Source organism: Veillonellales bacterium, from assembly GCA_039680175.1.
Classification (GTDB): Bacteria; Bacillota; Negativicutes; order JAAYSF01; family JAAYSF01; genus JBDKTO01.
The window spans coordinates 37,600-53,212 of the sequence record JBDKTO010000030.1 but is presented as its reverse complement, the minus strand read 5'-3'; the positions used below and the strand labels follow the sequence as shown (position 1 = coordinate 53,212).

The following is a 15,613-nucleotide window of genomic DNA, read 5'->3' as shown; positions in this document are numbered from 1 at the left end:
CAAGGATGGGTAGAGGCAAAACGGAACCGAGATTGCTTCGCTGCTCGCTCGCAATGACAATTCCAGTACCAAGTACCAAGTACCAAGTACCAAGTGCCAAGTTCTCTATACGCCAACCGTCCATATCCCCGTTTGAAATTCTTCTCTCCCGGGCATACTGATTGTGAGGTGATCGTATGTTCGGGAAAACGGGTTGGATGGTAGCGCTGTGGGATCAATGCAAGCTAATCTTTTATCCGGGGTGGATACGGCCTAAGCCGGTTTATGCTGCGGCAGGGCTGCTGCTCCTGACCGGCGGATTGCTGTTTACAGTGGCATCAAGTCTGGAAAGCGGAGCGGAGAGGCTCCCGGTCCCGGCGGCTGAAATCACAGATGGGACCGGGGAGCGGCTTTCTCCCTCAGTCGGGACCGGGGAGGCGGTGGTCGAGCCAGCTAAGCCTGCAGCCGCCGTGGCGCCGGTGGCTGCAGCAGAAACGGCTTGCTGGCCGCTTCAGGGGAAAATACAGCGGGAGATGGGCTGGCAGCTGCATCCGGTTTTTTTGGACTGGCGATACCATACCGGCATTGATATTCAGGCAAAAGAGGAGCAGCCGGTTCAGGCCATGTTCAGCGGCAGAGTAACCGATATTTATACCGACAACGGCAGCGGTTTGACAGTGGTCGTGGCGGGTGAGAAATATACGGTGTATTATGGCTCCCTGGCAGCCGCTGCGGTTGCTAAAGGCAGTCGGGTGACTGCCGGCAGCCGGATCGGCACTGCCGGTTTGTGCGACGCGGAGCCTTATCTTCATCTCCATTTAGCGGTGAAAAAGGGGGACAACTGGATCGATCCAAGAGAACTGACAAATAATTGAGGCCGACAAAACGGATAGAAGAACCCAGAGCCCTCTTGTCCAAATGCGTGAGAAAACTCACGCATTTTTTGTTTTTGTCCGCATATACATGTTAGCAAATGGAGGGTGAGGGGGAAGCAAAAAATATGAAAGACTATATCCGCAAACGGGTATTGGACATCTGCAGTCATATCCTGGAAAGTAAACATACGGTGCGGCAAACAGCGGTCGTCTTTGGTGTCAGCAAAAGTACGGTACACAAGGATATGATTGAGCGCCTGCCAGTGATCAATAAGCGGCTGGCCGGAAAGGTCAGATTGATACTGGAAGAAAATAAAGCGGAGCGCCATATCCGCGGGGGTGAGGCAACTCGGCGAAAGTATAAATTATCAAAAGAAAATAGCAAAAAATAAAGGGTTTCGGCGATAAATGTAGAAAAATATTCAAACATATACGGATTTTTGTAACTGCTTGTTTGAATTCTGGCGGCTGATTGCTTCTTTTCCGGCCAATCAGGGACAGGCGTTCGGTTATAATTGAAAGGGGATTCTACATGTTTGGGATATCAATGGATATTGGGGTGGATTTAGGTACTGCGAATGTACTGGTATACATAAAGGGAAGGGGAATTGTTTTGCGGGAGCCGTCGGTAGTGGCAATTGACCGGGATACCAATCGCATCCTGGCGATTGGCGAAGAGGCTCGCCGTATGCTGGGGCGTACTCCCGGCAATATTATTGCCATTCGTCCTTTGCGGGAGGGTGTGATTGCTGATTACGATACGACGGAAAGCATGCTCCGCCATTTTATCCAAAAGGTAGCCGGGAAAAACATGTTCTTCAAGCCACGAATTATGGTTTGCATCCCTTCGGGTGTTACTACGGTAGAAAAACGGGCTGTGCTTGAGGCTGCCATGCAGGCCGGGGCCAGAAAAACCTACTTGATTGAAGAACCGCTGGCGGCGGCTCTGGGAGCTGGGCTGGAAATTTCCGAACCCTGCGGCGCTATGGTGGTTGACATTGGTGGCGGGACGACCGATGTGGCGGTTCTCAGTCTGGGGGGGATTGTAATCAGCGAGTCTCTTCGGATTGGCGGCGATAAATTTGATGAAGCTTTAGTGCGGTATGTCAAGCGGGAGTTTAATATTATGATTGGCGAACGGACTGCAGAAGAAATTAAAGTCAATGTCGGTACCGCCTACGAAAAAGGCCGGGAAGAATCTCTCGAAATCCGGGGGCGGGATTTATTGTCCGGCTTACCGAAAACCATGCGGATTACTTCCGAAGAAACAAGAGAAGCCTTGGCCGATTCGGTAGCAATGATTGTTCATTGTGTAAAATCCGTTCTGGAAAGCACTCCCCCCGAATTATCTGCCGATATCATGGACAGAGGAATTGTTATGACCGGTGGCGGTTCGCTGCTTACCGGGCTGGACAAGCTGATTCAGGCGGAAACCGGCATTCCGACATATCTGGCGGAAGATCCGCTGTCTTGCGTGGCTTTGGGTACCGGTAAAGCATTAGAATCCATGGAAGCACTGGAAGATGGTATTACTACCCTCAAAAAAGGCAGCATTGCGTAATGTTGTTTAGACTAAAAACCGAAAAGCGAGGTGAGCGTATATGATTCGCGGGATTTATTCAGCGGCAGCCGGTATGATGACTGAAATAGTCCGCAGTGACGTAACTGCCAATAATCTGGCGAATGCCAACACTACCGGTTTTAAAAAAGATGTGTCGATCAGCAAGGATTTTAACAGTGTGCTGATCGAAAGAATCAATGACGGAGCGAGTTCTCCTATTGGCGAGATGGGATCGGGCTCTCAGGTTGACGAAGTTGCGACCATATACACCGGCGGTCAGATTCGCGCCACGGGCAACGATCTTGATTTGGCCATTAACGGCAAAGGCTTTTTTGCGGTACAGACCCCGAACGGAATCCGTTATACCCGTAATGGCTCTTTTACCAGGAGCTCCCGGGGAGAACTCGTTACCGGTGACGGTTACCGGGTCATGGGACAGCGTGGGGCGGTTCGGGTGAACGATGGCAAATTGACGGTAAATGCTATGGGCCAGGTTTTTGTAGACGGAGTTCAGACCGACCGTCTGCGGGTAACTGATTTTGCCGATACCAAACAGCTGACGAAAGAAGGCAGCAGCTTGTTTGCCGCATCAGACAATGCCCGGACGCAGCCGGTGTCCGGACAGGTGGAGCAAGGCTGTCTGGAGATGTCTAACGTGAATGTGGTATCCGAGATGGTAAACCTGATTGCCAACTATCGCGCTTATGAAGTCAACGGCAAAACGGTGCAGGCTCACGATTCATTGCTGGATAAGGCAGTCAATGATGTAGGAAAAATCTAATGGCTGTTATAAAATAGCACTTAATTTTTTTCCCATTTTTATCGATAAGATAGTAAAGACTATGTTATGGGGCCGGACCTTTGCGGGAGCCCCGGGCTGCTGATCGATAGATGCAGCTTATTACGGATAAACCGGGGGAGGAATATATTATGATGCGTGCCTTATGGACTGCCGGGTCAGGAATGATTGCACAGCAGTCAAATTTGGATATTATTTCCAACAATCTGGCCAATGTGAATACAACAGGTTTCAAAAAAAGCCGTAACGATTTTCAGGATCTAATGTATCAGACAATGCGCCAGGCCGGTTCTTCTACAGGACCGGATACCCAGGTCCCAGCAGGAATCCAGGTGGGAAGCGGCGTGCGCCAGGTAGCGACCACAAAACTTTATACCGAAGGCAGTCCTCAATCCACGGGCGATTCGTATGATGTAATGATTGAGGGAGACGGATTTTTTCAAATCAATATGCCGGACGGGACACTGGCTTATACTCGCGACGGTTCCTTTAAAAAGGATTCCCAGGGAAGAATCGTAACTTCCGACGGCTATACAGTTGAGCCGCAGATTACGGTTCCGGATACGGCTACGGACATTTCCATATCCGCGGATGGACAGGTTACAGCAAAGATTCCGAATCAGACGGATCCCCAGGATATCGGGCAGCTGCAGATTGCTCGCTTTATCAACTCGGCCGGTCTTGACAGCATCGGCAGAAATTTATTACAGGAGACAGCGGCTTCCGGCACACCGGTTGTTACGAATCCGGGTACCGATGGAGCAGGAACTTTGCAGCAAAAATATTTGGAGATGTCAAATGTTCAGGTAGTCGAAGAAATGGTCAATATGATTGTGGCCCAGCGGGCTTATGAAATTGACTCCAAAGCGATTACCGCAGCGGATGACATGCTGAGTCAGGCTGCTCAGTTGAAGCGTTAGCATAAGGCTATGCTAAGAAAAATTTGCGGGGTGTGCTTAGCCGCCTTCTTTCTGCTGATAGGGACTGCGCTGGCCGCCGAAAATGCTGCTGACGGCTCAGAACAGGCAGATATTGCCGGCGGGCAGGAGGTAAGCGGTCAAACATTGTCAGATGCTGCCGCCGCCTATATCCGTCAGCGTATTGGGATTCCGGCCGACAGCGATGCTGTAGACATTACGCTGTTGCACTTGCCGCAGGCTGCTGTCGTACCTGCCGGTACTTTGAATTTGACAGTCGAATTACCTTATGGCGTTCGCTACAGCACACCGACCAATGCCACGGTTACTATTGCAGTTGATGGCCGGACTGCGGCGCAGGTGAACCTGCTGTTTGCAGTGAAATATTATCAGCAGGTCGTTGTAGCAGCCGGGGTTATTGAGGCCCGGGAATTGCTTACAGCTGACAGGCTGCGTTATGAGCGGGTCGATACAGGGCGGCTGGCAGTGGGCTATATTACTGATATCAACAAGGCAGTGGGGTTAGCCGCTCGCAGGCAGATTTCACCGGGTACGGTAATGAATCAGTCGCTGCTGGTTAAACCGGTGCTTATCAAACGGGGAAATGTCGTTACCATTCTGGCCCGTAAAGGGACCATTGAGGTATCTGCACCGGGACAAGCCTTGCAGGACGGTGTAGAAGGACAGCTGATAAAAATACAAAATTTGAACTCCCGAAAAATAATCGTCGCCAAAGTGCTGAATGATGCTGCTGTTTTGGCAGCGACGTATAACGGAAGGTGAAACAGATGATTCGCTTCAGGTTAACCGGATTGCTGCTGGCAGGTTTGTTAGCGCTATCGTTTCCCTTGGCCAATTCGGCTCAGGCCGATTCCTTGTGGAGTGATAACGGTTCTGCTTCCAGTCTGTTTGCCGATCATAAAGCCCATGCTGTGGGCGATATTGTTACGATTCTCATTAATGAGACTTCCAGTGCTACTCGTGCCGGTTCGGCCAGTAATTCCAAAAATGCCAGTACTACTATGAGTGCCGGAACCGGGATCTTCCATGGAATTGCTGCCGCCAGTGCTGCCGATACGGATAGCTTCACTGCTAAGGGGACCATAGCCAACACGAATGTGGTGACTGGGACAATGACCGCTGTAATCACTGAAGTGAAACCTAATGGCAATATGGTGATTTCCGGAACCCAAAGTATTAAACAAAATGGGGAAGCGCAAAAAATCACAGTAGTCGGGACGATCCGTTCCGAAGATATTACTTCGTCCAATACGATTTATTCCAGCTATATCGCCAATGCACAAATTTTTGTTGACGGTAAAGGGCCGATTGCCGGCAAACAGCGGCAAGGGATTGTTTCCCAATTATTCAATTTCCTGTTTTAACGGAGGGCATATGAAAAAAGCAATAAACGTAATAACCATCATGTTTGTTATTACGATAATAATGTTTACGGAAATGATTGCCCTGGCTGCCCCGGCATCAGCCGGCAGCCGGATAAAGGACATTGCCAAGGTACAGGGAGTCCGCTCCAACCAACTGGTGGGCTATGGCCTGGTAGTGGGGCTGGCCGGAACGGGTGATGGAACCAAAAGCGTGGAGACCATTCAGACCATTGCCAATATGCTTAAAAATTTTGGCGTGAGTGTGAGTGCGGTTAAAATGCAGCAATTACAAGCGAAAAATGTGGCTTCCGTTATGGTAACGGCTATGCTGCCGCCGTTTGTGAAACCGGGTGATACGATTGATATTACGGTTTCTTCCATGGGGGACGCTAAAAGCCTGCAGGGCGGCACACTGCTGCAGACTCCTTTAAAGGCGGCCAACGGTCTCGTCTATGCGGTGGCTCAGGGAGCCGTATCAACCGGCGGTTTTGTTGCCGGTAGCGGCGGGAGCAGTCAGCAAAAGAATTTTCCCACTGTCGGCACGACGCCCAACGGGGCGATTGTTGAGCGGGATGTGCCCAGTCAGCTCAACAGCGGCGGCAGCATTAATCTTGCTCTGAATCAGCCTGACTTTACCACTGCCAGTCGTATTTGCGAAGTGTTAAACAGTCAGTTCGGCGGCGTTGCCACCGCCCGTGATCCAGGAACAGTTAACGTTGTGATTCCGCCGGATTATAGCGGTGATATTGTCGGCTTTGTAGCAGCGCTGGAGGAACTGCCGGTGACGCCGGATTCCATTGCCCGGGTGGTTATTAATGAACGTACCGGTACCGTGGTGATGGGTTCCAATGTTACGATTGATGAAGTAGCGGTTGCACAAGGCGGGCTTAGCATCAAAATCGGTAAGACAATAGAAGTTTCCCAGCCGGCGCCATTTTCCAACGGCAGCACGGTGGTAACCGGTCAGACAACCGTAGATGTGCAAGAAGATAAGGCTCATGTTGTATTGTTACCGGCCACGGCTAATGTAGGCGATGTTGTTAACGCACTCAATGCTATAGGGGCCACGCCGCGGGACATTATTTCCATCCTTCAGGCCATAAAAGCCGCCGGTGCACTCCATGCCGACCTGCAGATCATGTAGGGGTTATGAGCGATTGGTCAATAACCAAAAGCTAATAGCTCATAGCTCAACGCCAAAAGCCCATAAAGTAGGTGTAATTCATGGGAATTAATAGTATTGATACCCAGACAGGAATAAACAATTATAAATCGGGTCAAATTAAAGCCGTCGGTGCTCTTGCCGATAAGCTGGAAAAATCTGCTGCCGGTCAGTCGGGAATAAGTCAGGATGATATTAAGCTTAAACATGCCTGCCGGGACATGGAAGCCGTATTTCTTAACTTACTGCTTACCGAAATGCGAAAGACAGTGCCTAAGTCCAGCTTGTTGGGGGATCAGTCCCAGGAGGAACTCATGACATCGATGCTGGACAGTGAAATGACGAAAAATATGGCTCAAGCCGGAGGAATCGGGTTGGCGGATATGCTTTATCGCCAGCTCCGAATAACAACGGCAAAGGGAAATTTTACGGGTCAGGCACCTAAATAGGTGTCTGGTTTTTTCTTCCGAATACCATTATTTATTGGAGTACCGTCGCGAGGCGCTAGCCGTGGCGATCTCAACGCCGGATAGGCAACCGCAGTCGAGAGATTGCTTCGCTGTCGCTCGCAATGACAGAATTTAATGCCGAGTGCCAAGTACCAAGTGCCAACCGGCTGCAAAGGAGACAATGAATATGAAAAAGCTGAGATTATCGATTCTGCTCGCAGGATTGATGCTCTTCCTGCTGTCGCAGGTCGTATGGGCAGCTTCGGCCAGTAATCCGGAGATACAAAAAATTCGCTTTAGCCAATCGGCGGAAAAAATTCGCATTGTATTAGATGTAAGTACAATACCTACATATACTACAAGTTTAGAACCGGATAATCTGCATTTGGACGTTGATTTTGCCGGTACCTTGGCTTCCGGGGTTTTGCCTCAGATGACTTTTAATGATGAAGTCGTCAGCGGGCTGCGCGTAGTGGAAACCGAGCCGGGGAAATTGCGAGCTATTGTAGACTTGAAGACCGCCGCCGTATATAAGGTATTTAGTCTTACCGGCCCGAATCGTCTGGTTATTGACATTGTTAAGGGATATGATCAAAAAATTACCCAGGAGATAGCTCCGGGAGTGCGTTATACCAGCTGGTCGCGGGGAAGCTCGGCCGGACCGGTTGCCGCTTATATATTGGATGTGAATTTAAAAGCCGGCTACCGTGTAAAACCGGTATTGTCCAATGATGCCATATCCGGGCTGGAGACAGTCAAATCCATGGCGGACCGGGTGCAGGCTATTGCCGCTGTAAACGGCTCCTATTTCGACCCGGACGGTGAAATTCTGGGGCTGCTGATGCTGGATGGAAAGATTGTCAGCGTATCGGATTTACCCCGGACTGCCATGGGGGTCACAGCGGAGGGAAATATTCTCTTCGATCAGGTGGATTATAACGGTACAGTGACTCTGCCGGGAGATAAATTAATCGCCATCAGCGGCGTGAATTGCGAACGGGGACCGGACAATTTAATTTTATATAACAGCTTTTATGGCAGTACTACCGGTACGAATGAGTTTGGGGCGGAATACGTGATTACCGGCGATACGGTGACCTCCGTCAATGGCAATAATTCGGCTCTCACAGCCGGCAGTGTGGTATTGTCCGCCCATGGGACGGCAGCTCAGGTACTGTCGGGGTTAAAGGTGGGGAGCAAAGTAAAAATCAGTCAGACTCTGGGCAGTGTATGGGACAAAGCAGTCTATGTCTTGGGTGCGGGGCCGATGCTGGTTAAAGACGGCAGTGTGTATCTGACGACCAAAACCGAGCAGTTCGGTTCCGATGTAGCCAGCGGTCGCGCACCGAGAACGGCTTTGGGCCTGGACAAACAGGGACATTTACTGCTGGTGGTTGTAGATGGACGGCAAAGCCATAGTATTGGTATGACATTGTTGGAGCTGGCTCAGTTTATGCAGGAACTGGGTGCTGTCAATGCCATGAATTTGGATGGCGGCGGATCCAGCGATATGGTGGTAAACGGCAAGGTCGTCAATAAGCCTTCCGACGGACGGGAACGTTTGGTAGGCGATTCCCTGGTTATTTTAAAAAATTAGTCTGCTGGGAAATGATTACACCATATTGCTTATTGGCAGTGATACTGTATAATGAGATCGACGGGAGGTGTTACCATGATTCATAGAAAAACTGTTATGATTCTCACGGCAGTGCTGCTTGCCGTCCTTGGCACCTGGGCAATGGCTGCAGACAAAACCATTGATCAAACGAGTGTTCTGTCAGGCCGGGTGGTAGCTCAGGGGCTGGTGACACCGGGAACAGTTGTAAGCGAAGGAAATATTCTGGTGAATGTTCAAACCATTGCCGGCCCAATGCCGACGGCAAGGGCCACAAGTGACGGCGTGGTAAGAGAAGTCCTGGTAAAAGCAGGAGACACTATCCATTCCGGCGATGTAGTGGCACGGATCGAACCGGCGCACAAATAACATGAAAGGATGATCTGTTTGTCACATTTATGGAAGCGGAGCCTGGCAGTATTGGCAGTGCTGCTGGTGCTGCCGCTTGTTTTTGCCTATGCATCGCCTGAAATATTGCCGGTTGATCAAATTACGCCCGGTATGAAGGGCGTCGCTAAGACAGTAGTATCAGGAACGGCTATTGAAGAATTTGATGTTGAAGTGTTGGGCATTCTGAAGGATAAAGGACCTGCCGGCGACTTGATTTTAGTCCGTACTTCCGGCGACCTGATTGATCGGACCGGAGGAATTGCCGAGGGAATGAGCGGCAGTCCGGTCTATATTGACGGCAAGCTGGTTGGAGCCATCGCTTATGGTTGGTCGCTGACTGATCATAAAATCGGCATGGTTACGCCTATTGCCGATATGCTCAAGTTATGGGACTTGCCGGATAATAGAAATAAGATCCCGGTTGATGATACGGATTGGCTGAACGGGACTGGTTTTAAAAAATTAGCTACTCCGCTGATGGTGAGTGGGTTTGGCCAGCCGGCTTTGTCCATGCTGAAGGATAAGCTGGGGCCATTGAATTTGGTACCCTATGCCGTAGGCGATGCGCCTGACGGCGTTCAATTTGGCCCGCTGGAACCGGGGAGCGCTGTCGGCGTGCAGCTGGTTGGTGGTGATGTAAGCATAGGCGCATTAGGCACGGTGACCTATGCCGAAGGCAGTAAGGTACTGGCATTTGGTCATCCTTTTCTGAAAAAAGGCAATGTGGGTTATTTGATGACCAATGCCTATGTGTTTACAACTGTCAACGGCTTGGAAAATTCATTTAAAGTCGGAACGACGGGTGAGCTCATTGGTCTCATTAATCAGGATCGGGGCGCAGCCGTTGCCGGCGAAGTGGGACGTTATCCCTCGGTGATCCCCATGCTGATTACCGTTCAGGACAATGGCTTGAACCGGAAAGAAGTATCAGCCGTTCAAATAGTGCAGGATGAGCAGCTGGCGCCGATTTTGGCTGCAGCCACGGCATTTAATGCTACAGAAAAAGCTATGGACCGGGTTGGCCCCGGAACGGCCAAGGTGACTTTTCAGATTACCGGACGGGATTTGCCGGGAGATGTGTTAACCAGGGAAAATATGTTTTACAGTCCGGCCAATGTCGGGGAAATGGCTGTCGGCGAGTTTTTGGATGCCATGAGCCTGATTGCGAACAACCAATATCATCCGGTTGATATCATGGATGTTAAGGTCAACATTACTATGGATGAAGAACGCCGGACAGCTGCCATTATTTCGGCAAAGGCCGGAGAAATGACTGTAAAGCCAGGTCAAAAGGTAGACATCACCGTTAAACTGAAGCCTTTTCGCGGCGCGCCCGTTACTCAGGTAGTGCCTTTCACCGTTCCGAAGGATCAGCCGGAAGGTACAATGATGCTGGAAGTGCGGGGCGGTGGCTTGATTCCTCTCAGTCAGCTGCTATTAAGGCGCCAGGGGCTGGACGAGGATTTGTTCAAACCTAATAAGAAAAAAAATAAATCGTTTGAAAAGATATTGAAAGAATTTAGCCAGAATGATCGGAATAACGATATTGTAGTGGACATACTGGATATGAGCCAGGAGGATATTGTCGAGCCGACTCTGGCTGCCACGGCAGCTCCCGTTGCAGCGGAAAATAAAAGCAAAGGGACAAAATTGGCTGCCACAGAGAAAAAAGCGAGCGAAGCTGAAGATGCTAAGAATAAAAGTTTTCTTACCACGGACTACATTATTGAGGGCGACACCCAGCTGGCAATACCGGTTATGAAAGATAAGTGAATGATTTCTAGACAGGCGCGCTCCACTGAGTGCGCCTGTTTTGTGCCCATTACCAAGTTCCCATTACCAACCGCCAACCGCCGACTTCCCGGATAAGAAATGACACGAAAAATCCGCTGCCGGCAGGGAACCGGCGGTGAATGTGGAATTAACAAAATAGGAATTAGGCTGAAATAATAACCGATAATGAGGTTGGAAGAATGCTGATTAAGCTACTGGAAGGGATAGGACGCAGAGTAATTCAGGGAATGGAGATTAGCGGACAGGTCGTGCTGTTGTTTGCTGAAACCTTGTATTATATATGCCGTCGCCCTAAAATTGTTCACATTCTGCAGCAAATGAATCATCTTGGCGTGGAGTCGCTGCCGATTGTTTTGCTGACCATTCTATTTACCGGAATGGTGATGACGGTGCAGACGGCCCATGAATTTATTAAATATGGGGCCCAGGCGACAGTGGGCGGTGTCATTGCCATCGGCATGGGGCGGGAATTAGCGCCGGTGCTTTCCGGCGTAGTGTTTGCCGGCAGGGTCGGTGCGGCCATTACGGCTGAAATCGGCTCCATGAAAGTAACCGAGCAGATTGATGCTCTCAGGGTGATGGCAACCAGCCCCGTGGCCTATCTTGTAGTTCCCCGGTTTTTGGCCTGTGTGCTGATGCTGCCGGTTTTGGTAGTGTTTGCCGATCTTATCGGCACCTTTGGGGGCTATTTGGTAGCCACTTTGTATGCCGGTATCAGTTCTTATACCTATATGCAGTCGATTCAGGTTTTTGCTGTCGTGAATGATGTCATCGGCGGATTGATAAAAGCCATGGTTTTCGGCGGGATTGTAGCCATTATCGGCTGTCATCGCGGTTTGAACGCCGGTCAGGGTGCTGAAGGCGTGGGCCAGGCGACGACCGGCTCGGTGGTTAGTTCTATTATTATAATCTTTATTGCCAATTATTTTTTATCACTATTGCTATATCGTTGATGAGGTGGGCGGATGATTAAACTAGTGAATGTTACAATGAGTTTTGGCAACAAGCATGTACTGGAAGGTGTCAGTCTGGAAGTGGCCGAAGGCGAAACAATGGTAATTATCGGCCCCAGCGGCTCCGGAAAAAGTACACTGCTGCGTTTAATCGTCGGGCTGATGAAACCTTCAGACGGTGAAATATGGATAGATAATCAGGAAATTTCCCGACTGGGTGAAGCTGAACTAAACCGTATCCGCCTGAACATGGGCATGGTATTTCAGTATTCCGCCTTGTTTGATTTCATGAGTGTTGGGGAGAACGTGGCTTTCGGGCTGCGGCAGCACACCACGATGACGGAAGAGCAGATAGCCCGGGTTGTGCGGCGGAAGCTGCAGATGGTAGGATTGTCAGGCCAGGAGAATGTGATGCCCAATGAGCTTTCCGGCGGTATGAAGAAACGGGTCAGTCTGGCACGGGCTACCGCCATTGATCCGAAGATTATTCTCTATGATGAACCGACTGCCGGACTGGATCCGATAATGTCCAATACGATTGACCAGATGATTGTCAGTACCCAGCGAATTATGGGAGTGACTTCAGTGGTTGTGACCCATCAGATGAGCAGTGCCTTCAATATTGCCGACCGTATCGCTATGATTTATGAAGGCAGAATTGTGGAAGTCGGGACAGTGGAGCAGATACGAAATTCGGAGAACGAGATTGTCCGGCGATTTATTTGCGGACAAGAGATCACAGCCGGCATTAATGACCGAAGGAGGAACAATTCGTGAGCTTAAGTACAGAAGCGAAGGTAGGCGGCTTCACGTTAGTCGGACTTATTTTACTTGCCTATATGATTATTCATCTTGGCAACTTTAATTTTGGCGAGAAAGGCTATCCGGTCCAAGCGGTCTTCAGCCAGGTAAACGGCCTGAAAGAAGGCAATCTGGTACGCTATAACGGGGTGGAAGTCGGCCGGGTGAAATCAGTTCGGGTAGTCCCCGACGGGGTTGCCGTAACCCTTATGATCCATTCGGACGTAAAAATTCCGGAAGGATCAAAATTCAGTATCGGTACCGATGGCTTAATGGGTGAGAAATTTATCAATATTGCTCCGCCGCCTTTTAGCTCCTCCGGCTTTCTGCCGCCTAACGCCATAGTGCGGGGTGAAGATTCCCGGGGGCTGGACCATCTGGTGGCAACAGCCGAGCAAGTTCTGCTGGAAATTCAGCAGCTGGTCCGGTCCATGAATGACGTCCTCGGTGATGAAAACGTGAAAACCTCGCTGAAGGAAACAGCACTGAATGCCCGGACTATAACCGCTAATCTCAATACACTCAGTGCTACGCTGGCCCGTATGGCCCAAAACAATGAAGCGGATGTCAATACAATGGTAAGTAATTTAAGGGTTATGTCCGGCAGTTTGCGGGATGTCGCCGCCCGGGTGGACAAGATGGTGGCCGTTTTGGACAACGACGGGCAGACAGCCCGGGATCTGAGGGAAGCCATTCACAACTTAAAAGTGACCAGTGTACGGGTGGAGAAGATGGCAGCTTCTCTGGAAGGTGTTGTCACCGATCCGGAAACTGCTAAAAATATTAAAGAAACGCTGCGCAACGCCCGCAGCGTCAGCGATAAGGCCGATAAAATGCTGACCAGAATACAATCGATTCACACTGAGACAGGATTTGAAATGCTGTACAATACCGATACCAGCAAGTACCGCAGTGATGCCGACGTGCGGATCAGCACTTCACCGGATAATTTTGCCGTGCTGGGTGTCGATGATATCGGCGAAACCAATAAAACGAACTTCCAGATTGGTAAAGGCAGTGATCAATTTGCCACCCGGGCGGGAATAATTGAAAGCCGGGCCGGCGTCGGCGTGGATACAAAGCTGGGCAATCAGCTGCGGCTGTCGCTGGATGCCTATGATCCCAATGATGTGCGTCTGAAACTGCGTACCCAGTACCGGCTGTCAGCCGATACCTATCTGGTTGGTCAGGTCGACAGTATTAACAAATCGTCAGACCAAAATACCTATGTAGGCATTCGGCGAACCTTCTAATGGTATTGACACTGACAATAATTGGCTTTATAATAAAACAGTGATTGACTATTTAGTCAGAAATTATCATACTGCTGTCGCGGTACACGCAGAATGAAAATGGAGGATGCTGTACGCAGAGAGCACAGAGAATTCAGCGAGATGTCAGAGTATATGATTAAACCCGTAATCCATTTTCACCCTCTGCGTACTCTGTGGTTCAAAAATCCCCTTATTTTAATCAAAGTGGGGAGTATTGGGAATAGGAGGAAATATACATGGCAAGAAATGGTTGTTGGAAAAAACGGTTGAGTACCGTGATGGTCGGTGGATTTTTAATTTTAAACGCTGCAGTGGCAATGGCCGATCCGGTTGAATTATCGCTGGATGACAGCGTTGCCCTGGCCTTAAAAAATAATCCGTCCATAAGCGTGTCAGATGCTGACAAGGAAAAAGCAGCCTGGGCTGTTGATACGGCCAAGGCCGGTAGAAAGCCGGTTTTAAACTGGACCAATACGGACGCTCACTTGAAGAGCAATCCGGCTGCAGGAAGTTCTGTTATAAAAGATAATTATGACAATAGTGTGACTCTCAGCCTGCCCTTATATACAGGCAACAAGCTGGAAGGCACCATTGATCAGGCTAAACTGAGTCTCAAATATTATGATTTGGCCTTGAGTGCTACCAAGCAGCAGGTAAAATTAGATGCGACTACCGGTTATTTCGATATCCTGCAGGCCCGCAATATGGTCAGAGTGGATCAGGAATCGGTGGACGCTTTGGCCGAACACTTGCGAAATGTCCAAGCTCAATATGATGTAGGCACAGTGGCTAAATCCGATCTGCTGCGGTCGGAAGTGGAACTGGCGAATGCCCAGCAAACTCTGATTAAAGCGAATAATACTTACGACTTGGCTGTCTCCGGCTTCAATAAAGTGGTGGGGCTGCCATTGGATACGGTAGTGACTTTGAACGACGAATTGCAATATCAAAAATATGATTTGACATTGACGGAATGCATTCAATATGCTTTGGTTCACCGTCCGGAAGTCGCTGAGGCGGATACGAATATTGATATTGCCAAAAAAGGAATTACGATTGCCAATGCCGGCCGGCTGCCGACAGTTACTGCCAGTGCCGCAAGCGACTGGAATGACGAAGATTTTCCGGGAGCGGAGAATAATAATTGGCAGGTGGCGCTAAAAGCCAGTTGGAATGTTTTTGATTCGAATTTGACCAAGTCTCAGATTAGGCAGGCGGAAGCGGCTCAGAATAAGGCAGTTGCTCAGGCGCGTGACACGCGTGATTCGGTGCAGCTGGATGTTCGTGATGCTTATCTCAGCATGCAGGAAGCCGAAAAGCGGATTGCTACCAGTAAAGTTACAGTTGCCAAAGCCCAGGAAGATTACAAAATTGCCCAGGTGCGCTACAGCGCCGGCGTGGGAACCAACGTTGACGTGATGGATGCGCAGGTTGCCCTGACTACGGCAAAGACAAACTATATCCAGGCCTTGTACGATTATAACACCAGCAAGGCAAAACTGGATAAAGCCATGGGTGTGAGCGTGCAGTAAGTCAATAAAGAGTGGAGTAACAGCCGGGGCGCAGCCCCGGCTGTTTTTACCATAAGGGGGATTCACAGCACAAAAATCACCAAATTTATCCGTATAATACAAATTATTCCGGAAAGAATAATATTCC

The 15,613-nt window shown here is 49.7% G+C and carries 16 protein-coding genes; all 16 read left to right on the top strand.

The genetic code is table 11. From position 1 onward, the window contains the following. Positions 1-176 precede the first annotated feature (176 nt). The 16 genes from ABFC84_04990 (at position 177) to ABFC84_04915 (ending at position 15,486) form a co-directional block, all read left to right on the top strand. Positions 177-854 carry a M23 family metallopeptidase gene (locus ABFC84_04990; GenBank protein ID MEN6412109.1) on the top strand — a complete coding sequence of 226 codons (678 nt, stop codon included), beginning with the start codon at positions 177-179 and terminating at the stop codon, positions 852-854. 125 nt (positions 855-979) lie between these two features. After that, positions 980-1,246, top strand: a complete 267-nt coding sequence (gene spoIIID / locus ABFC84_04985) for a sporulation transcriptional regulator SpoIIID (protein ID MEN6412108.1) — start codon at positions 980-982, stop codon at positions 1,244-1,246. A 140-nt stretch (positions 1,247-1,386) separates the two neighbouring features. Beyond that, complete coding sequence (locus ABFC84_04980; GenBank protein MEN6412107.1) at positions 1,387-2,415, top strand: rod shape-determining protein; 1,029 nt, start codon at positions 1,387-1,389, stop codon at positions 2,413-2,415. Between the two features lie 40 nt (positions 2,416-2,455). Then, positions 2,456-3,196 carry a flagellar basal-body rod protein FlgF gene (gene flgF / locus ABFC84_04975; protein MEN6412106.1) on the top strand — a complete coding sequence of 247 codons (741 nt, stop codon included), beginning with the start codon at positions 2,456-2,458 and terminating at the stop codon, positions 3,194-3,196. Between the two features lie 149 nt (positions 3,197-3,345). Further along, complete coding sequence (flgG, locus tag ABFC84_04970; GenBank protein ID MEN6412105.1) at positions 3,346-4,134, top strand: flagellar basal-body rod protein FlgG; 789 nt, start codon at positions 3,346-3,348, stop codon at positions 4,132-4,134. 9 nt (positions 4,135-4,143) lie between these two features. After that, a complete protein-coding gene (gene flgA, locus ABFC84_04965; protein ID MEN6412104.1) occupies positions 4,144-4,914 on the top strand; it encodes a flagellar basal body P-ring formation chaperone FlgA in 771 nt (256 codons plus the stop codon). Between the two features lie 5 nt (positions 4,915-4,919). Then, complete coding sequence (locus ABFC84_04960; protein ID MEN6412103.1) at positions 4,920-5,516, top strand: flagellar basal body L-ring protein FlgH; 597 nt, start codon at positions 4,920-4,922, stop codon at positions 5,514-5,516. Between the two features lie 10 nt (positions 5,517-5,526). Next, the gene (locus tag ABFC84_04955) at positions 5,527-6,660 is read left to right on the top strand and encodes a flagellar basal body P-ring protein FlgI (protein MEN6412102.1); all 1,134 of its coding nucleotides are present in this window, start codon (positions 5,527-5,529) and stop codon (positions 6,658-6,660) included. Between the two features lie 80 nt (positions 6,661-6,740). Continuing rightward, positions 6,741-7,127, top strand: coding sequence for a rod-binding protein (locus ABFC84_04950; GenBank protein ID MEN6412101.1), 387 nt, complete (start codon positions 6,741-6,743; stop codon positions 7,125-7,127). Between the two features lie 187 nt (positions 7,128-7,314). Next, entirely contained in the window at positions 7,315-8,724 is a 1,410-nt protein-coding gene (locus tag ABFC84_04945) for a phosphodiester glycosidase family protein (GenBank protein ID MEN6412100.1), read from the top strand. Between the two features lie 75 nt (positions 8,725-8,799). Continuing rightward, positions 8,800-9,111: a biotin/lipoyl-containing protein gene (locus tag ABFC84_04940; protein ID MEN6412099.1), complete on the top strand. Its 312-nt coding sequence runs from the start codon at positions 8,800-8,802 to the stop codon at positions 9,109-9,111. Positions 9,112-9,129: 18 nt separating this feature from the next. Next, on the top strand, positions 9,130-10,905 hold the full coding sequence (locus ABFC84_04935; protein ID MEN6412098.1) for a SpoIVB peptidase S55 domain-containing protein: 1,776 nt from the start codon (positions 9,130-9,132) through the stop codon (positions 10,903-10,905). Positions 10,906-11,105: 200 nt separating this feature from the next. Continuing rightward, on the top strand, positions 11,106-11,879 hold the full coding sequence (locus ABFC84_04930; GenBank protein MEN6412097.1) for an ABC transporter permease: 774 nt from the start codon (positions 11,106-11,108) through the stop codon (positions 11,877-11,879). A gap of 12 nt (positions 11,880-11,891) precedes the next feature. Then, positions 11,892-12,656 carry an ABC transporter ATP-binding protein gene (locus ABFC84_04925; GenBank protein MEN6412096.1) on the top strand — a complete coding sequence of 255 codons (765 nt, stop codon included), beginning with the start codon at positions 11,892-11,894 and terminating at the stop codon, positions 12,654-12,656. Next, entirely contained in the window at positions 12,653-13,933 is a 1,281-nt protein-coding gene (locus tag ABFC84_04920; GenBank protein MEN6412095.1) for an MlaD family protein, read from the top strand. The genes ABFC84_04925 and ABFC84_04920 overlap by 4 nt, the downstream gene beginning before the upstream one ends. Positions 13,934-14,190: 257 nt before the next feature. After that, positions 14,191-15,486 carry a TolC family protein gene (locus ABFC84_04915; protein MEN6412094.1) on the top strand — a complete coding sequence of 432 codons (1,296 nt, stop codon included), beginning with the start codon at positions 14,191-14,193 and terminating at the stop codon, positions 15,484-15,486. Positions 15,487-15,613: the final 127 nt, after the last annotated feature.